The 17,996-nt window shown below is 71.3% G+C and carries 18 protein-coding genes and 1 pseudogene; 9 read left to right on the forward strand and 10 right to left on the reverse strand.

Translation table 11 applies throughout. From position 1 onward, the window contains the following. Nucleotides 1-7: 7 nt before the first annotated feature. From A949_RS0100005 to A949_RS0100015, 3 genes are all read right to left on the reverse strand, one after another. A complete protein-coding gene (locus A949_RS0100005; RefSeq protein WP_019353957.1) occupies nucleotides 8-1,093 on the reverse strand; it encodes a hydrogenase expression protein HypE in 1,086 nt (361 codons plus the stop codon). 148 nt (nucleotides 1,094-1,241) lie between these two features. After that, nucleotides 1,242-2,795 carry a hypothetical protein gene (locus A949_RS0100010; protein ID WP_019353958.1) on the reverse strand — a complete coding sequence of 518 codons (1,554 nt, stop codon included), beginning with the start codon at nucleotides 2,793-2,795 and terminating at the stop codon, nucleotides 1,242-1,244. 224 nt (nucleotides 2,796-3,019) lie between these two features. After that, on the reverse strand, nucleotides 3,020-3,955 hold the full coding sequence (locus tag A949_RS0100015; protein WP_037705623.1) for a Rieske (2Fe-2S) protein: 936 nt from the start codon (nucleotides 3,953-3,955) through the stop codon (nucleotides 3,020-3,022). A gap of 484 nt (nucleotides 3,956-4,439) precedes the next feature. Here A949_RS0100015 and A949_RS0100020 point away from each other — a divergent pair, with 484 nt between their 5' ends. Further along, complete coding sequence (locus A949_RS0100020; RefSeq protein ID WP_019353960.1) at nucleotides 4,440-4,796, forward strand: hypothetical protein; 357 nt, start codon at nucleotides 4,440-4,442, stop codon at nucleotides 4,794-4,796. An 87-nt stretch (nucleotides 4,797-4,883) separates the two neighbouring features. Here the strand turns inward: A949_RS0100020 and A949_RS0100025 are convergent, their stop codons facing one another. Next, entirely contained in the window at nucleotides 4,884-5,717 is an 834-nt protein-coding gene (locus tag A949_RS0100025) for an SAM-dependent methyltransferase (protein WP_019353961.1), read from the reverse strand. Between the two features lie 346 nt (nucleotides 5,718-6,063). Here A949_RS0100025 and efeO point away from each other — a divergent pair, with 346 nt between their 5' ends. The 4 genes and pseudogenes from efeO to A949_RS35960 all read left to right on the forward strand — a co-directional run. Then, entirely contained in the window at nucleotides 6,064-7,227 is a 1,164-nt protein-coding gene (efeO, locus tag A949_RS0100030; protein WP_019353962.1) for an iron uptake system protein EfeO, read from the forward strand. Nucleotides 7,228-7,291: 64 nt separating this feature from the next. After that, nucleotides 7,292-8,680, forward strand: a complete 1,389-nt coding sequence (efeB, locus tag A949_RS0100035; protein WP_019353963.1) for an iron uptake transporter deferrochelatase/peroxidase subunit — start codon at nucleotides 7,292-7,294, stop codon at nucleotides 8,678-8,680. A 63-nt stretch (nucleotides 8,681-8,743) separates the two neighbouring features. After that, nucleotides 8,744-9,580 carry an iron uptake transporter permease EfeU gene (efeU, locus tag A949_RS0100040; RefSeq protein WP_019353964.1) on the forward strand — a complete coding sequence of 279 codons (837 nt, stop codon included), beginning with the start codon at nucleotides 8,744-8,746 and terminating at the stop codon, nucleotides 9,578-9,580. Nucleotides 9,581-9,592: 12 nt separating this feature from the next. Continuing rightward, nucleotides 9,593-9,682: pseudogene (locus A949_RS35960) on the forward strand (transposase); the annotation flags it as partial. A 62-nt stretch (nucleotides 9,683-9,744) separates the two neighbouring features. Here the strand turns inward: A949_RS35960 and A949_RS0100045 are convergent. Beyond that, on the reverse strand, nucleotides 9,745-10,317 hold the full coding sequence (locus tag A949_RS0100045; RefSeq protein ID WP_019353965.1) for a TetR/AcrR family transcriptional regulator: 573 nt from the start codon (nucleotides 10,315-10,317) through the stop codon (nucleotides 9,745-9,747). A 245-nt stretch (nucleotides 10,318-10,562) separates the two neighbouring features. On the opposite strand from A949_RS0100045, the gene A949_RS0100055 reads away from it, so the two are divergent. Together A949_RS0100055 and A949_RS0100060 are read left to right on the forward strand one after the other, a co-directional pair. Next, nucleotides 10,563-10,922: a darcynin family protein gene (locus A949_RS0100055; protein WP_019353967.1), complete on the forward strand. Its 360-nt coding sequence runs from the start codon at nucleotides 10,563-10,565 to the stop codon at nucleotides 10,920-10,922. A gap of 366 nt (nucleotides 10,923-11,288) precedes the next feature. Beyond that, nucleotides 11,289-11,975, forward strand: a complete 687-nt coding sequence (locus A949_RS0100060; protein WP_019353968.1) for a siderophore-interacting protein — start codon at nucleotides 11,289-11,291, stop codon at nucleotides 11,973-11,975. A 316-nt stretch (nucleotides 11,976-12,291) separates the two neighbouring features. Here the strand turns inward: A949_RS0100060 and A949_RS0100065 are convergent, their stop codons facing one another. The 3 genes from A949_RS0100065 to A949_RS0100075 all read right to left on the reverse strand — a co-directional run bounded on the left by A949_RS0100065 (nucleotide 12,292) and on the right by A949_RS0100075 (nucleotide 13,883). Further along, nucleotides 12,292-12,669: a hypothetical protein gene (locus A949_RS0100065; protein ID WP_019353969.1), complete on the reverse strand. Its 378-nt coding sequence runs from the start codon at nucleotides 12,667-12,669 to the stop codon at nucleotides 12,292-12,294. Nucleotides 12,670-12,732: 63 nt separating this feature from the next. Next, a complete protein-coding gene (locus A949_RS37870; RefSeq protein ID WP_158687515.1) occupies nucleotides 12,733-13,656 on the reverse strand; it encodes a hypothetical protein in 924 nt (307 codons plus the stop codon). Further along, complete coding sequence (locus tag A949_RS0100075; protein ID WP_019353971.1) at nucleotides 13,653-13,883, reverse strand: hypothetical protein; 231 nt, start codon at nucleotides 13,881-13,883, stop codon at nucleotides 13,653-13,655. Before A949_RS0100075 ends, A949_RS37870 begins: the two co-directional genes overlap by 4 nt. A 117-nt stretch (nucleotides 13,884-14,000) precedes the next feature. Here A949_RS0100075 and A949_RS0100080 point away from each other — a divergent pair, with 117 nt between their 5' ends. Beyond that, the gene (locus tag A949_RS0100080) at nucleotides 14,001-14,840 is read left to right on the forward strand and encodes a helix-turn-helix domain-containing protein (RefSeq protein WP_019353972.1); all 840 of its coding nucleotides are present in this window, start codon (nucleotides 14,001-14,003) and stop codon (nucleotides 14,838-14,840) included. Beyond that, nucleotides 14,837-15,070 (forward strand): DUF397 domain-containing protein, encoded by a 234-nt coding sequence (locus A949_RS0100085; protein ID WP_019353973.1) that lies wholly within the window; start codon nucleotides 14,837-14,839, stop codon nucleotides 15,068-15,070. Before A949_RS0100080 ends, A949_RS0100085 begins: the two co-directional genes overlap by 4 nt. A gap of 4 nt (nucleotides 15,071-15,074) precedes the next feature. Here the strand turns inward: A949_RS0100085 and A949_RS0100090 are convergent, their stop codons facing one another. Further along, a complete protein-coding gene (locus A949_RS0100090; protein ID WP_019353974.1) occupies nucleotides 15,075-16,487 on the reverse strand; it encodes an NADH-quinone oxidoreductase subunit N in 1,413 nt (470 codons plus the stop codon). Further along, nucleotides 16,484-17,995, reverse strand: a complete 1,512-nt coding sequence (locus tag A949_RS0100095; RefSeq protein WP_019353975.1) for a complex I subunit 4 family protein — start codon at nucleotides 17,993-17,995, stop codon at nucleotides 16,484-16,486. Before A949_RS0100095 ends, A949_RS0100090 begins: the two co-directional genes overlap by 4 nt. Nucleotide 17,996: the final 1 nt, after the last annotated feature.

Raw genomic sequence — 17,996 nt, forward strand, 5'->3', positions numbered from 1 at the left:
CAGGGGGTCAGGAGCGCCAGTGCGGGTCGTAACCGCTGGTCAGCGCCGGTTCGTTGTGGCGCCACCTGGGCTCCTGGTTCACGGCGAAGTTGGTGATGCCGCGCATCCGCCGGATGAACGCGCCGTAGGGCCGGATCAGGGTCGCGGAGAGGCTGCCGCCGGTGGGTTCGTCCATGAACGGCATGAAGGCGTCCGGGAAGCCGGGCATGGTGCAGCCGATGCAGATGCCGCCCACGTTCGGGCAGCCGCCGATCCCCGCCATCCAGCCGCGCTTGGGAACGTTGCAGTTCACCACCGGGCCCCAGCAGCCCACCTTCACCTGGCACTTGGGCGAGTTGTAGTCCTTGGCGAAGTCGCCCTGCTCGTAGTACGCGGCCCGGTCGCAGCCCTCGTGCACGGTCCGGCCGAACAGCCACTGCGGCCGCAGCTTGTCGTCCAGCGGAGGCGGCGGCGCGGCGCCGGCCGCATGGTAGAGCACCCAGGTGAGGGTCTCCATGAAGTTCTCCGGCTGGATGGGGCAGCCGGGCACGTTCACGATCGGCAGCCCGGCCTGCGAGGTGTAGTCCCAGCCGAGGTAGTCGGCCAGGCCCATGGAGCCGGTGGGGTTGCCCGCCATCGCGTGGATGCCGCCGTAGGTGGCGCAGGTGCCGGCCGCCACCACGGCCCAGGCGTGCGGGGTGAGGTGGTCGAGCCACCAGTTGAGGGTGAGGGGTTCGCCGGTGTCCTCGTCGTTGCCGAACGAGGTCCAGTAGCCGTCGCCCTCGATGATGTTCTGGTTGGGGATCGATCCCTCGATGACGAGGATGAACGGGTTCTGCGAGGCGCCGCGTGCCGCAGCCCGGAAGGGGGCGAGGAACTCCTCGCCGCCGAGGGTGGGCGAGAGCACCTTGTTGTAGAGATTGATCTTGGGGAGCCCGGGGATGAGGCCCTGGACGACGTCCTCGATGGCGGGCTGGTCCGCCGCCGTCATCGACACCGTGTCGCCGTCACAGCTCATGCCCTCCGAGATCCACAGGATGTCGATCTCACCGATGCCGCCGCGCCCGTCGGCGGGGTGCTCGCTCGTGTGCCTGGTGCCGCTCGCTGTGGTCATCTCCTCGGCCTCCCTTGCAACCGGTCCCGCATGCGGTCGTGGACGGGGGCCGCCGGCGGCGGCCCGGGACGTGCGGACCCGGCGGCGCGGTGGCCGCCGGAGCGCCGGCCGGCCCCCGCGTGGTCGTGCTCCGGCACGTGGACGGGGTTCATCCGGCCTCTCCTCCCGTCGACCCGGTCGGCGGCCGCGCCTCCCGGTGGTCCTCGCTCAGCGGCCGCACCTCGTCCGGTCGGAAGTAGTGGTAGCGGCCGTACCAGTCGTGCAGTTCGGCGGCCGGATCGTCGTCCAGCGTGACGGCGAGGTGCACGCTGCCGTCCACGTCGTGGAAGACGCCCGCGACGTGTGCGGCACGGTCCGCCAGGAACATGTCGTGCGCGTCGGCGCCCCTGCGGCGCGGGCGCAGCTGTACCCGGTGCCCGCTCCGCACCGGTACGCCGTCGACCAGCACGCTGTCCGTGGCCGGCGACACGCCCTCGTCCCCGCCCTCCTGCCACCAGGGCACCGGCCCGGGAGGCACCGCGGCGGGGCCGGGTACGGCGGGCTCCAGGGAGCGGATGGTGCCGTGCAGCCCCGCGAGGACCTCTTCGGGCATGTTCTCGACCTGGTCGAGGATGGCGGCGGCGCGCGGGTCGGTGGCCCGCGCCTCGCGCTTCTCCTCGTCGGTCAGCAGGAAGGTGCGCAGCGAGAGGATCTCGTCGATCTCCGCGGCGTCGTGCAGGTCACCGGGGCTCTCCGGGGCGATCCGGGGGTGGTCGTCGAGCAGGATCGGCGAGGAGAACATCGTCGACCGCACGTGCTCGTCCCCGGCGAGCACCGGGAAGGTGAACTCGTTCCGGCAGCCGGCGACGTGGGGCCGGGCCCGGGCGGGCGGGTCGATCAGGGAGTGGAACTCCAGGCCGTCGCCGCCGAGCAGCGTGTGGGTGGCGAGCAGCGCGCTGCGCAGCGCCTCCTCGCGCGGCGCCGAGGCGGGGACGGTGCCGTCGGTGTTCTCGGTGCGGACGGTCAGACGCAGCGGTCCGGCCGGGCCGCCGGTCCGTTCGGCCCGCAGGGTGGTGCGGGCCCGTACCGGAAGGCGGCGGCGTTCGGTGCGGGCCGCCGGACCGCTGCGGGTGGTGAGCGGGGCCGTGTCCGTGCCGCCGGGGGCTCCGACGGGAAAGGAGCGCTGACCGGCCAGCAGGTCGGCGACGGGCACTTCGATGTCGGCCTCGCGCGGGACGGCCTCCTCGAAGGAGAGGTGCAGTTCGCCGTCCGTGTCCAGGGCTTCGACCGGCTCCCAGGCGCCGTCCGCGCCGGTGCGCCGCTGCACGCTCTTGTACTGGGCCTGGAGGTAGCGCACCCGGACGCGGAGGACGGCGTCGGGCGCCGCGTCGCAGAGGCAGTGGGTCTGCTGGTACCAGGACTCGGCGGCTCCGGAGACGCCGGGCTGTCCGCTGCCGTGCGCCTCGGCCCAGGCGCGCGGGGCGAGGACGCCGAACTGCCAGCGCACCCGGTTCTTGGGGGAGCTGCGGCGGTACGGGTAGAGCAGGTATCCCTCGTAGCAGATGGCGTCCGCGACGGCGCCCACCTGCGCGAAGCCGTCACGAGAGCCGTCGCCCGGGCCAGCGGCGCAGCCCGCGCCGGTGTCGGCGGCCGTGTCGGCGGCCGTGTCAGCGGCTGCGGGCGGCGTAGGGGTACCGCACGTCGTCTGCGCCGGATCGTTCACCCTCGCGCCTCCCGGTCCACCGGTGCCCTGCGGCACCTTTGCCCACACCGACGTCCATATTTGCACCATTTATTCTGTTCGGCGCATTTTGCTGCTCCCGGTGTGGCGCACGAGGCGCCCGGACAGCCGGCGAGGTACGGCCGCGGCGGCACGCACGGGAGCACCGCCGCCCCGTACTTGCTGTCACCCGCACGGGGGTGGACCTTCCCGGGCGGGGAGGGGAGTCACGACTGCCGGAGGCGCACTTCCAGCACCCCGTCGTCCCCCACCCGCGTCTCGAAGCCGGGCTGGGGCGCGGTGGCCGGGCCGCCGACGTTCCAGCCGTCGGAGAGCCGGAAGGTGCTGCCGTGCCAGGGGCAGGTCACACACCCGTCGGCCACCGTCCCCTCCGACAGCGGTCCGGACTCGTGGCTGCAGCGGTTCGCCAGCACCCGCACCGCCCCGGAGTGCTCGCGGTGCACCAGCAGCTCGACCTCGCCCAGCGAGGCACTCGCCGACTGTCCGACGGGGAAGGCGTCCACCTTCCCCACCCGGTGCCAGCCCGGCCCCACCAGACAGGGCACCGGTTGGGCCTTGTTGGCGCCCGCCGCCTGCCGGTAGGCCAGGTGCCCGCCGATCATGGCGCCGGCACCGGCAGCGGTCAGCCCGCCGAAACCCAGCAGCCGCCCCTTGCACTCCCGGCCGCGCAGCCGGGCCACGAGCGAGGCCGTGTACAGGCCCAGGGCCGCGCTGGTGGCCAGCCCGTGCACCAGACCGGTACGGAGCTGCGGCTGGTGCAGCCGGGCCCAGTCGGTGGCGCCCGTGGCCGCGGCCGGGAGCGCCGTGAGCACCCCGACGCCGACCAGGACCCGGGCGGCGCGGCGGGTGCCGGGCAGCAGGTCCAGCAGTCCGGCCGACATCCACGCACCCATCGGGAGCTGCACCAGCGCCGGGTGCAGCGGATGCCCCAGCCACCGGCCGTGCAGCACGTCGCGCGCCGGGCTGCTCAGCGGCAGCTTCCGGACGGCGGCGCGCAGCGGGCCGACCGCCGGATCGAGGAGGCGGAGCCTGCCCAGCGCGTCGAGCGGCGCGGCGAGCGGCAGCCGCCCCGGACCGTTCTCGACCGCGCGGAGCAGGCGGGGGCGCTGCCGGGTTCCCTTGCTGAACAGGTCGGACGACATATCGCTCCGGTTGCCGCCCGGGCCGGCGGACAAACGGTCGGCGCCGCGCACCACCCGGTCGGCCGCCGGTCCGGCACCGTCCGGTCGCCCCCGCGCCGCCGGACGGCCGACCGGATGGTGGCCGGCCGACGCCGGAGCCCGGCGCCGGAGCCCGGCGGCACGGCCGGCTTCCGGTACCGGCAGCACGCGACGGCACCCATGCCGGCACGGGCGGACGGCCGCGGGTGCGGGCATTCGCGATCCCGAACCCCGCCGCATGCCCAGCCCCGGCATTCGGCGGCGGCTCCCGCGGGCCCGGCGAGGGAACCGTGCGGCCGCGGCCCCTACCGGCTCCCCGAAGGGCGACTCAACTGACGTGTGGGGCCGACCGGTTCAGCCCGGCGGCCGTCCGCGTACCACCGGGTTGCCGGCGCGAGCGGAAGCACCGCGCATCAATTCGGCCGTCTCGCTGACGGCTCCATCGCCCCTCGCTACTGTGAACGGCATGGACCACAGGGACGCCGACCCCGCTGATGCCTGGCCGCTCCCTCCCGTGTGGATGTGGGGGTGCGAGAAGTGCACCGAGCTGTACAAAGCGATGAAGCACGCCCTCGACGTGACCAACGCGGCGCGCGAGGAGTACGGGCCGACATTCGACTGCGACCCGTTCGACACCGTCCTCACCAGCCAGATCCGCCTGGCGGAGCACCTGGCGACCGAGCACACGGACGACATCCCCGCCTCGTACCCGGAGTGCGCCAAGTGCACCTCCCCGGAGATGGTCCACCTGCCGCACCGCTTCGTGCTGGAGCACCGCGCCCGGCATCTGTTCGCGCCGCCGAGCGTCGTCGACCTGCTGTGAGGCCCGGCCCGGGAGCCGATGCCCGCTCCAGGACCGGCGGACACGGCTGCGGCGGCGCCACCGGGCCGCGCCCGCGCGGCACCGCTCCTACTCCGTCGGCTTGAGCCCCACTCCCGCCCAGCAGCCGACCTCCTCGGGGCTGATCGACCCCACCGGGCGGCGGATGCCGTCCAGCCTGTCGACCAGCTCCGGGTGCCAGTCGCAGGTGGCGACGATGCCCGGCTCGACGAGCGGGAAGCCGTTCGCGGAGAAGAACTCGCGTACTTCTTCCCTGTCGCGGAACCGCAGGGTGATGCCCTGCGCCCGGTAGATCTCCAACACCTTGCGGAGGGTGATGTCGAGTTCGTCGGTGCCGTGCGAGAGGATCAGGGCGCTGCCGGGAGCGAGCCGGGCCACGAGGGTGCGGACGATCCCCTGCGGGTCGTCCTCGTCGGCGATGAAGTGGAGCAGCGCGACGAGCGAGAGGGCGACCGGCTGGTCGAAGTCCAGCGTGGCGTTCGCGTGGTCGAGGATGCGCTTGGGGTCACGCGCGTCGGCTTCGATGTAGTCCGTGGCGCCCTCGGTCGTGCCGTTCATCAGGGCACGGGCGTAGGTGAGGACGATGGGGTCGTTGTCGGCGTAGACGACGCGGCATCCCGGGGCCTCCTGCTGGGCGACCTGGTGCAGGTTGGGGGCGCTGGGGATGCCGGTGCCGATGTCCAGGAACTGCCGGATGCCCTGTTCACGCGCCAGATAGCGGACGGCACGGTGCATGAACTCGCGGTTCTCGCGTGCCGCCGTCAGGGCGTTCGGGAACGCGGCCACCGACTGCGCCGCGGCCTCCCGGTCCGGACCGTAGTTGGTCTTGCCCCCGAGGAAGTAGTCGTACATCCGGGCCGAATGGGCCTTGGCCCCGGTCGTCTCGGGCATCTGGTGGCTCATGGGCGGCGGCTCCAGGACAGGGTGAGGTGGCGGACGTCGGCCTGCTGACGTGCGGCTCGATCGGACAACTACTGTCGTACAGAAGGGGTTTGAAATCCAGGGAGCCTCCATGACGAGGTGATCACGGAAGGCAGTCGGAGGCCTTCCGCTGCCACCGGGTCCGGCCGGCCCCGCCGAGCCGCACCCGGGACGGGGACGAGAGCGGGGACCGGGGGCGCGCGGCCGGGACAGTGAGCCCGGTCACCGGGAGCTTCGCTCGCTGGACCCTGGGGTAAGGTCCGGCTAAGTTAGGCCCGCCTCACCTTGGAGGCCCGCTCGCGCCACCTCGTCCCCAGCTGGAGTCCGTATGCGTCCCGCCCGCCTGTGTGCCGTCAGTGCCGCCCTGGCCGCGATATCCGTCGCCGCCGTCAGCGGGTGCGCCGAGAAGGCGGACGCCGGTGGCGACGGTGCCATTGAGGTGACCGCAACCGACGACTCCTGCGAGGTGTCCCGCAAGACCTTCCCCGCGGGACACGTCCAGCTCGCGGTGGAGAACAAGGGCTCCAAGGTCACCGAGGTCTACGTCCTGTACCCCGACGGCCGGATCGTCACCGAGCGGGAGAACATCGGCGCGGGCACGAAAGCCAAGATCACCGCCGAGGTCGAGGCGGGCGACTACGAGATCGCGTGCAAGCCCGGCATGAAGGGCGACGGCATCCGGCAGAAGGTCGAGGCGACCGGCGGCGGCAAGTCCGCCGAGCGCGACCCGAAGCTCGACGCGGCCGTCTCCGCCTACCGGGACTACGTCCAGGAGCAGGCCGAGCTGACCCTGCCCAAGGCCGAGAAGTTCGCGGAGGCCGTCAAGGCCGGCGAGCTGGAGAAGGCGAAGAAGCTGTACGCGCCCTCCCGTATCGGCTGGGAGCGCACCGAGCCGGTCGCGGAGTCCTTCGGCACCCTCGACCCGAAGGTCGACCTGCGCGAGGACGGCTTGGAGGACGGGCAGGACCCGGAGAAGGACTGGACGGGCTGGCACCGCCTGGAGAAGTCGCTGTGGAAGAACGAGAAGATCACCGCGACCGACAAGAAGCTGGCCGACCAGCTCGTCAAGGACCTCACCACCTGGCAGAAGAAGGTCGGCAAGGCCGAGATCACCCCCACCTCCATGGCGAACGGCGCCAAGGAGCTGCTCGACGAGGTCGCCACCGGCAAGGTCACCGGCGAGGAGGAGCGCTACAGCCACACCGACCTGGTCGACTTCAAGGCCAACGTGGAGGGCGCCCACAAGTCCTACGAGCTGCTCGAGCCGGTCGCGAAGAAGAACGACGCCGCCCTGGTCAAGGAGCTGGACACGCAGTTCGCCGCACTCGACGAGCTGCTGGACACCTACCGCGAGGACGACGGCGAGGACGCGGACGAGTACGCGTTCACCTCGTACGACAAGATCGGCAAGGCCGAGCGCAAGAAGCTCTCGGACGGTGTGAACGCGCTGGCGGAGCCGCTCTCGAAGCTGGCCGCGGCCGTCGTCAAGTGACCACGAGCAACCGGCCACCGGCCCCCCGGGGGCAACGGACGGTGGAAGCCCGAGGAGCGCGACCGTGACAGCGGAAGAAGACAGCAGCAGCACCGGGCGGGGCCCGGAGGCGGACAGCCGGGACGTGCCGGAGCCGGCCGCCCGGCAGGAGGCGGAACCGGCCGCCGCACCGGCCCCGGAGGCGCGTCCGCAGGACGACGCGCGTGCCGCAGCCGACGGCACCCGGTCCTCCGTCGGGCGGCGCGCGCTGCTGGGCTGGGGCGGTGCCGGGCTGGCCCTGGGCGCGGTGGCGGCCGGCGGAACGGCCACCGCGCTGCACAACGACGAGGCGGACGCCACTCCCGCCTCCGCCGGGCAGGCGGTGCCCTTCCACGGCGCCCACCAGGCCGGGATCTCCACCGCCGTGCCCGACCGGCTGCACTTCGCCGCCTTCGACGTGACGACCGAGGACCGGGACGAGCTGATCCAGCTCCTCAAGGACTGGACGACGGCAGCCGCCCGGATGACGGCGGGCCACGCGGTCGGCGAGGGCGCGTTCGGCCCGGTCCCCGAGTCGCCGCCGGACGACACGGGCGAGGCGGCGGGCCTCAAGCCCTCCCGGCTGACACTGACCGTCGGCTTCGGCCCCTCCCTCTTCGACAAGGACCGGTTCGGGCTGGCGGAGCGGCGCCCCGAGGCGCTCGTCGACCTGCCCGCCTTCCCCGGCGACAAGCTGGAGAAGGCGCGCAGCGGCGGCGACCTGTGCGTCCAGGCCTGCGCGGACGACCCGCAGGTGGCGGTGCACGCGATCCGCAACCTGGCCCGCATCGCCTTCGGCAAGGCCGCCATCCGCTGGTCGCAGCTCGGGTTCGGCAAGACCTCCTCCACCACGCCGGACGCGCAGACCCCGCGCAACATGTTCGGCTTCAAGGACGGCACCCGGAACGTCTCGGGCAGTGACGAGAAGGCGCTGGACGAGCACGTGTGGGTGGCGGAGAAGGACGGCCCGGCGTGGCTGGCCGGCGGGTCCTACCTGGTGGCACGGCGGATCCGGATGCACATCGAGACCTGGGACCGTACCTCGCTCAAGGAGCAGGAGGACATCTTCGGCCGGGACAAGCGCGAGGGTGCGCCCGTCGGCAAGGCGAAGGAACACGACGAGCCGTTCCGCAAGGCGATGCTGCCCACCTCGCACGTCCGCCTCGCCCACCCGGACGCGCACCACGGTGCCCGCATCCTGCGCCGCGGCTACTCCTTCACCGACGGCACGGACGGGCTCGGGCGGCTGGACGCGGGGCTGTTCTTCCTGGCCTACCAGCGGGACGTGCGGCGCGGCTTCATCCCGATCCAGCGCAGCCTGGCGCGGCACGACGCGCTCAACGAGTACATCCAGCACGTCGGCTCGGCCCTCTTCGCCGTCCCGCCGGGCGTCCGCGGCAAGGACGACTGGTGGGGACGCGAGCTGTTCTCGTGAGCTGCTCGTGCGCGCAGGGATCCGGTCGGCGGCGGTGTCAGCGAAGGTGGAGGAAGGTCCGGCATGCTCGGTAACTATCTGATCGGCCTGCGGGAGGGTCTGGAGGCCAGCCTGGTCGTCTGCATTCTCGTGGCCTACCTGGTCAAGACCGGGCGGCGGGACGCCCTGCGGCCGGTCTGGCTGGGTATCGCGGCGGCCTGCGCGATCTCTCTCGGCTTCGGCGCCGCCCTGGAGTTCGGCTCCCAGGAGCTGACGTTCGAGGCCCAGGAAGCCCTCGGCGGCTCGCTGTCCATCCTGGCCGTCGGGCTGGTGACCTGGATGGTCTTCTGGATGCGCCGCACTGCCCGGCACCTCAAGAGCGAGCTGCACGGCAAGCTGGACGCGGCCCTCCAGATGGGCACCGGAGCGCTGGTCGCCACCGCGCTGCTGGCGGTGGGCCGCGAGGGGCTGGAGACGGCCCTGTTCGTCTGGGCCTCGGTCCGGGCCAGCGGCGAGGGCAGCGCGACGCCCCTGGTCGGTGTCCTGCTCGGCCTCGCCACCGCTGTCGTCCTCGGCTGGCTCTTCTACCGCGGCGCCCTGCGGATCAACCTCGCCCGCTTCTTCACCTGGACCGGCGCCATGCTGGTCGTCGTCGCCGCCGGGGTACTGGCCTACGGCGTCCACGACCTCCAGGAGGCCCGCTTCCTCGGCGGCCTGAGCACCAAGGCGTTCGACATCAGCTCCGCCGTCCCGCCGGACAGCTGGTACGGCACCCTGCTGAAGGGCGTCTTCAACTTCCAGCCCGACCCCACCGTCCTCCAGCTGGTCGTCTGGGTGCTGTACCTGGGCGTGACGATGACGTTCTTCCTCGCCCCGCGGCGCGACGCCTCCGCGCGGAAGCCGTCGCCGACGGCCGCCTAGGTCTTGTCCGGCCGGCAGGTGGTCGACGGGATTCTGCACCGGGTGCGGACCGGCGTGCAGTGGCGTGACCTGCCCGAACGGTTCGGCCCGTGGAAGACGGTCCGCTACGGAAAACCGATGACAGCCGTCGGTATGCGGCCGGGAACGGCATGGCGGGCTCGCCTTCAGGCTTCCTCAGACTCGAAACCATGGAGAAAGTTTCGTGCCAGCCCGTGGATGTCGAGCTGCGCCGGGTCGCGCCCGCTCATGATCCAGAAGAAGGTGGGTCCGATCAGCCGGTCGATTGCATGGTCACCGGCCGGCCGGTACGGGTCGATGCGGTTCAGGACGGTCCCCGCGCTGTCCCTGAGAACGTCCTTGGTCGCGATCAGCCGTTTCACCGCCGGATCGTGCTGCGCGGCCGCGAGCAGGGCGCGGTAGCCGGCTCCAGCCGGCGAATAGGCGAGGAAGCGCATCAGCGCGTCGAGGTAGGACGTGACCTCGGCGAGCCGGGTACGCGACGGCGCGACGGCGAGTTCCTCCTCCGCGTCGTCCACACACGCCTCGAAGAGGATCTCCGCCTTCGTCGACCACCAGCGGTAGACGGTCTGCCGCCCGACGCCCGCCCGCATGGCGATGCCCTTCATGGTCATCGCCGCGTAGCCGACCTCGACCAGCAGATCGTCGACGGCATGCAGGACGGCCTCGCGTGCCTGCTCGCTGCGGGGTCGGCCACCGCGGCGCTTCGTCTCGATCATCCCGCCATGGTAGCGAGACCGCCCGACCGGATCAGCACCTCGCCGGATAACTAGACACCATGTATCGATACCCCCTAGTGTTTCGGTACACGGTGAACCGAAACCGGTTGGTGAAGGTCACGCCCGTCCTCGCCGCAAGGGTCACGGGCGCCCGCACGCGCAAGCTTCCCGGCTGGAATCCGACCTCCCCAGCCTGGTCGAGGCTCATCGTGACCACCATCCAGCACCCTGCGAGGAGACTCCCCATGTCCGACTTCGAGCCCGCCGTAACAGCGTTCATCCTCCTCAAGACCAATCGGGCCTGGTTGGAGCTGTCCGTACCGGAGCGCGTCGCCGCCTTCCAGGAAAGCGTTCTGCCCGCCCTCAAGGACAAGGCCGAGGGCGTACGTTGGCGCTACTTCGACACCGAGTTCTACACGGCCCGCGTCACCGACATCTGGGTCTGGGAGGCACGCGATCACGAGTCCTTCCAGTTGGTCGTCGAGGCGTTGCGCGAGACGCCCTTCTGGGACCACTACTTCGAGGTCGTCGAAATTCTCGTGGGTGTCGAGAACGGATATGCCAAGCACTACGACCTCGGCGGTCTGGCGACCGCCAACGCCTAGGCATCCGCCTACCGGTGCGGCGCGGCACGTGACCCGTCCGGCGAACCGTGATTCGGCACCGGGCGCACCCCGCCCTGGAAGCACGCCTGCTGACTTCTGATCATCTCGGCCGGCACCGGTCTGGCCGTGCCGGCACTCGCCCACGGCGTGGCAGGCCGCCAAGATCATCCCGTCCGCCCCCGTCGACCTGGTCTCCGGCCTGCGCCGGTCGCTCCGCCGGTCGCTCCGCCGGTGGCGACGCCGGCCGCGTTCGCCGGTCACGGGAATGCCGCCCCAACACGCACTATCGCGACCTCTGGTAAACGCGTACTATCGCGTTTCGCCTCCCGCTGAGTACGGCACCCCGCCCCCGTTGAGGAGTCCTTCATGCCCGCCGTTCTGAACCCCGTCCTCGATCTGCTGACTGTACGCGGCACTGTGACCGAGGCTGAGCAGCTCACCGCCCGGATACGTCGGTTGCGCATCGAGAGCGGACAACTGGCCGGTCTGGAGGTGCTGCCGGGCCAGCAGGTGCGTGTCCTGGTCGGCGGACTCACCCTCCGTACGTATTCGATCTGGCACCACGACCCGTCCGGCGTCGTCGAGTTGGGCGTACTGGACCACGCAGAGGGCGGACCGGGGGCCCGATGGGGCCGTGCCGTCGCACCGGGCGACCAGGTGCGGTTGCGGCGCCCCGAGGGCACCTTCACACTGCGCCCCGATGTCGCACGCCACTTCTTCGTCGGCGACGAGACGGCCTCGGTCGCGTTCGGTGCGATGCTCGCGGCGCTGCCCCGGGAAGCCGTCGTCTCCGGGTGCATCGAGACGGCGACAGCTGCGGACCGGCTGCCCTTGGCAGGCGGCGACCGGCTGGACTGGGTACTCCGGGGCGAGACGTCACTGCCGGACGCGGTACGACGACTCGCTCCCGAACCCGGCGGGATCGCATATGTCGCCGGAGAGGCACGGGACGTGCAAGCAGTGCGGCGGGTTCTCGTCCAGGAAGCGGGCTGGGACCGGCGCGCGGTCCTGACCAAACCGTTCTGGACGCCAGGCAAGAAGGGCATGGAATGACGGCCGGGGCGTACTCCTCCGTCCGCCATTCGACCCGCACTGGTCCGGCCGATCACGTGACTGCTTCGCCGTCGTGTCGCTGATGTGTACATGGGGCGGGGCGAGCTGACGGATGCCGAGCGGGAACGGCTGCGACCGTTCCTGCCGGTCGGTAACAGGCGTTGTGGCAAGTGCAGGAACGCGCCCGCAGCGGCGGCGAGAAGGGCATCCGCCGGGGCTGACGCCCCTCGACGCCGCAGCCTGACCGACCGCGAACCGCCGGCCCCGGAGTGCTGAACGGAACAGGTTCACGAAGGGGCGTCGACAGGGGAACGACTCAGGAGGCGGACGGCTCGATCTCCCCCGCGAAGACGATGACCTGGTCGATGAGGCTCCGTCGCAGATGGACGACGTCCGTTCCCGCCAGGCGGGGGCCTCCGTCCGGTGTGGTGAAGACCCACTGGTACCGGGCCCACTCGTCCGGCATGTCCACCGCTGAGCAGCGCACCATCGTGCCGGTCCCCGCAGGGTGGCGTCGGATGTCCAGCACGAACCGCTCCACCGCCGCGATTCCTTCGCTGCGGCCCAACGGCCCCCAGAAGACCACGTCTGAGGTGAGGGCCTGGGAGAGCAGGGCAGTCACATAGAGGTCGTCCGAGGCGTTGAACGCGGAGATGAACGTGTCGATCGCGGAGCGTGCCGTCTCTTCCTGCATGCCCCAGTAATACCAGCCACTGCGCGTGCGCTCGTCCCGCGAGCCGTCCTCCGGTCGCGCGGATCAGGTCACGTCCTCACAAGGGTTGTAGTCCTTCTTCTTGGAACAGGACTCGAACCGCTTGGCATACTTCTTGACGGTCGACTCGAACGCGTCCTCGGAGGAGAGGATCGTCCACTGCGTCTTCTCCACACCGAAGGTGCGGTCGAGCTTCAACCGGGTTCGGTCCTCGGAGAGAGTCCCCTTGACATTCCCATAGTCGGTCAGGCCTTCGAACTCGAACATGGTGCCGGTGCCGCGGCCGTTGAAGTCGGTCTTCGTCCGGATTTCACGGCCCGAGCCATCGAAGTGGATCAGGGTGTACTTCCCGACCACCTGACCGCCCGCCGGGTAGACCTGGAATGACAGCATGGCGTGCAGCTCGCCCTCCATGGTCATGGCGACATACTTGCGGTTCCGGGACTCAGGTGCGGCGCTCGGGGACTCCGCCCCTTCGTTGCCGCCTGCCGCACTCGTGGTCGCGTCGCCGGGGGTCAAGCCCGTCGGATGGCCTGACTCGCCGTCCCCGCAGCCCACGAGCACGACCGACAGCAGCAGCGCGACCATGCCGCCCCGTAATGCCGTTCCCAGCGGGCGTCCGCATTCCCACACGTCAACTCCCCGTTCCTGTAGGCCGGTCCGCTTCCCGCCCCGCCATCGGCACGGCGCCCCGGAAGGAGTCAGAATTCCCCCTCCGAGGGCGCGGTGCAAGCCCATCCGCAGCTGCGGCGCTACAGCCCCCCACCGGTGGTTGGCCGTCGCCAGCTTGACCGACATCACCTCGGCGCGGCTCGCCGACCGCAGGTCGTCGGGATCGGCGTGCCACGCGGGACCGCCGGGCCGCACGAGACGCACCGAGCCGTCCTCACCGACCGAGTGGACGATGCCCGCCGTGCGCCGGGCCAGGTCGCTGACGACCTCGCCCGGCCGCCACTCACCACGGCTCAACGCGGCTTTCCGCCCAGCGCCTCAACCAGCTTCTCGGCCGTGGCCAGATTGCAGCCGCCCAGTTCGAGCAGCGGGCCGCGCAGCGACCTGTCCGCGCAGGAAGCCAGATCCACGCGAAGGGACGGCAGCATGATGCCCGCCTCCGCGAGCGCGGCCCGCAGCCGCTCATGGGTGCCCTCCGCCTCGCGGAGCTTGGCCAGCGTCGGGGTACGTCGGCGATCTGCCATGGAACTGCGCCTTCTCAGGGGACTTTCACTTTCCGTGCCCCTACCGTGGCGCTCCGGACATAGCCATGTGGAGAGCAATCGCTGTGCACCTGTGCTTGTCAAGAGGCGGAGAACGGAATGACGGCAGAGCGCCGGAAGGACACGGACCCCAAAGCCGACCCGAAGGTGTCGACCCTCGCCTACTTCGGCACCGAGTTGCGGATCAGGAGAGAAGAGGCCGAACTGAGCCAGGCCGAACTGGGCCGCCGCACCTTCTGCACCCACTCGTACGTCTCCCGGATCGAGTCCGCCAGCCGCGTCCCGAGCGAGGAATTCGCCCAGCGCTGTGACGAGGTCCTGGGCACGGGTGGGACGTTCGCCCGCCTGTGGCCGGTCGTGATCGAGCACGCCTACCCGGACTGGTTCCGCCCGTTCGTGGACCTGGAGAAGGAAGCCGTCAGCATCTGGAACTTCGAGAACCAGGTGGTTCCGGGGCTGTTGCAGACCGAGGAATACGTCCGCGCGGTGTTCGACGGCGGAAGGCTCCCTCACGCACAAGAGCTGATCGCTGCTCGCCTCACCCGCCAGCACATCTTGGAAGAGGAGTCACCGCCGGCGATCTGGGCGGTACTCGATGAGAGCATCCTGCGGCGGCCGATCGGCGGAGCCGAGGTCATGCGGCGTCAACTGGAGCACCTCCTCGCATGCGCGGCCGATCCCCGCGTCGTACTCCAGGTGCTGCCGTTCACCGCAGGCGCTCACGCCGGGCTCAACGGGGCTTTCGCAGGGCTGACGATGAAGAAGGAAGTCGGACCCGACGTGGTGTACATGGACGGCATCGTGCGCGGCCAGGTATATGCCCGTCAGGTGGAGGTCGGGGCCGCCCGTCGAGCCTATGATCTCCTGATGGCCGACGCCCTGTCCCCAAGAGCTTCCGTCGATCTGATGGCGGCAACGGCAAAGGAACTTACCCCATGACAAGTGCGAGCAGCCTCCCCTGCGCGGCATGGCTCAAGAGCAGCTACAGCGGGAACAACGGCGGCAACTGCCTCGAAGTGGCCGTCGACCACCCCGGCCCCGCCCTCCCCGTCCGGGACTCCAAGAATCCCTCCGGCCCCGCCCTCCTCATCCCCACCCCCGCCTGGCAGGCGTTCGTGGCCCGGGTGCGGGACGGCGGTTTCGGTGCGGGGCGGCCGTCCGGCGGCTGAGCGTTCAGCCCAGCAGGGGGCCGGTGGTGAGCGGCAGGACCGGGCCGCCGGCCAGGCCGAGGAGCAGCGAACCGGCGCCCGCCACGTAGGCGGTGCCGACTGTCATCCGGCCGGTGACCGCGTGTCGTTGGGCACCGCCGGGCCGGAACACCGGGGCGAGCCAGCGCAGGTAGTAGAAGAGCGAGGCGACGGTGTTGGCGACGGCGACCGCCGCGAGCCAGGGTCGGCCGCCGTCCACGGCCGCGGTGAAGATCTCCAGTTTGCCGAGGAAGACGCCGGTCGGCGGGGTGCCCACCAGGCCCAGCAGGCAGACGAGCAGGACGGCGGCAAGTCCTGGCCGCCGTCCGGCCAGCCCGCGGTAGTGGTCCAGGGAGCGTGCCTGCGGCAGGGCGGTGACGACGGCGAACGCGCCGAGGTTGGTGAGGGCGTAGGCGGCCAGATAGAGCAGTAGGGCGCGTTGTGCGAGGTCGGTGCGGGTGGCGACGGAGAGCGCCATCAGCAGGTAGCCGATCTGGCTGATGGTGGAGTAGGCGAGCAGCCGTTTGGCGTCGGTCTGGAAGAACGCGGCGAGGTTGCCCCAGGTCATGGAGGCGGCGGCGAGTACGGCGAGCAGCAGCGGCCAGTCGACTCCGCTGCCGGGCAGGGCCTGGTGGAGCAGGCGGTATCCCGCGATCAGCGCACCGATCTTGGGCAGGGTGGTGACGTAGGCGGCGACCGGTGGGGCGGCTCCCTCGGTGACGTCGGGGACCCAGAAGTGGGCCGGTACCGCACCGGCCTTGAACAGCAGCCCGGCCAGTACGGCGACCAGGCCGGCGGCGACCAGCGCGGGGTCGGCGCCGGGGAGCCCGTCGCGCAGGGTGCGGTAGCCGGTGGCGCCGGCGGCGGCGTACAGCAGTGCGACTCCGGCGAGCATGACGGTGCCCAGCAGCGCTCCGAACAGGTAGTACTTCAGGGCGGCTTCGGTGCCCGGGGCGTCCTTGGCGAACGCGGCGAGCGCGTAGGCGGGGACGCTGGCGAGCAGATAGCCGGCGAACAGTGTCAGCAGGTCGTCGGCGCCGATCAGGACGAGGGTGCCGGTGCCGGTCAGCAGCAGCAGGACGTAGTACTCGCTCTCCCGCTTGTGGCCGCGCAGCGAATCCGCGGACATCGCGACGACGAGCAGCAGCGCGGTCAGGACGGTCAGCCGTCCGGCGTTCGTCGGCGCGTCGACGGCGAAGGTGGTGTCGAAGACGGTCTGTTCCCGGCCGATGGCCATGGTGTGGCCGGTGGCGGCGATACCGGCCAGGCACGCGGTGGCGGCCAGTGCCGCCACCGCCCACTGCCGCCTGCGGGGCAGCCAGCTTCCGGCGAGCAGGCCGCAGACGGCTGCCGCGGCGAGGAAGGTTTCGGGGAGGAGTGCGGCGACGTTCTGGTTCACCGTGCCACCAGTTCCGTCACGGAGCGTCCGGCCGGTTCGACCACGTCCAGCAGGAACCGCGGAAGCACGCCGATGGCCAGCGCGAGGGCGAGCAGCGGGTAGGTGGCGGCGGCCTCCCGGGTGCGGAGGTCGGCGAGCCCGGTCAGGGGGATTCCGGCGGGCAGCCGGGGCGGGCCGAGGAAGAGGGAGCGCAGGGCGCGCAGGAACAGCGCCGCGCTCAGCAGGATGCCCAGCAGTGCGATGCCGGTCGCGGTGGCCTGGGAGGCCAGGCTGCCGGTGAAGATCTGGAACTCGGCGATGAAGCCGGAGAAGCCGGGGATGCCGAGGCTGGCGAACGCGGCGACCCCGGTGGCGGCGGCGAAGCGGGGGGTGTGCGCGGCCAGCCCCGAGTAGGCGTCGAGCGCGTAGGTGCCGCCCCGGTCGTACAGCACTCCGGTGAGCAGGAACAGGGCGCCGGTCAGCAGACCGTGGCTGACCATCTGGACGACGGCTCCGGTGACGGCCAGGGAGCGGGCCTGGGCGTCGCTTCCGGCGAGTGATCCGGCGGCGCCGATCGCCAGCACGACGTAGCCCATGTGGTTGACGGAGGTGTAGGCGATCATGCGTTTGAGGTCGGTCTGGGCCAGGGCCACCAGTGCGCCGTAGACGACGGAGACCACGCCGACGACGACGAACACCGGCGCGTACTGCCGCCAACTGCCGGGCAGCAGCGGCATGGCGATGCGCACGAACCCGTAGGTGCCCATCTTCAGCAGGACTCCGGCGAGGATCGCGGAGCCGGCGGCGGGCGCTTCGGTGTGGGCGGGCGGCAGCCAGGTGTGCAGTGGCACGGTGGGCGTCTTGACGGCGAGCCCGGCACCGACGGCCAGCAGTACCAGGCCCGCGTACAGGCCTTGGCCCGCCAGCGGGTTGCTGCGGGTCAGTTCCACGAGGTCGAAGGTGTGCGGATCGGCGGCCAGGTACAGGCCGATGAAGCCGAGCAGCAGGGCGAGGGAGCCGACGAAGGTGTAGAGGAAGAACTTGAGCGCCGCCGCGCGGGCCCGCTCGCCGTGGCCCCAGCCCGCGATGACGAAGTACATGCCGACGATGGACAGGTCGAAGAAGACGAAGAACAGGATCAGGTCGAGCGCCACGAACAGGCCGACGCTGACGGTCTGCAGGAACAGGAACAGGCAGGCGAGCGCGCGCACCCGGCGGGTCTCGCGCAGCATGTGGACGGCGGCGGCCAGGAAGAGGACGCAGACCATCGCGATCAGCGGCAGGGACAGCCCGTCCACGCCGACGTGGTAGCTCACCCCGGCGCCGGGCATCCAGCGCGCCCGCTGCTCGTACTGCAGTCCGCCGTGCGGATCGAACCGGACCCAGACGGCGACGACCAGGGCCAGGTCCGCGGCGGCGGTGGCGATCCACACCCAGGAGCAGACCCGGTCCGGCACCGGGACGGCGCGCGGCAGCAGGGCCAGTACGGCGCAGGCCAGCAGGGGGAGGAAGGTGACGACGGTCAGCACG

The organism is Streptomyces sp. AA1529 (assembly GCF_000280905.1).
Lineage (GTDB): Bacteria > Actinomycetota > Actinomycetes > Streptomycetales > Streptomycetaceae > Streptomyces.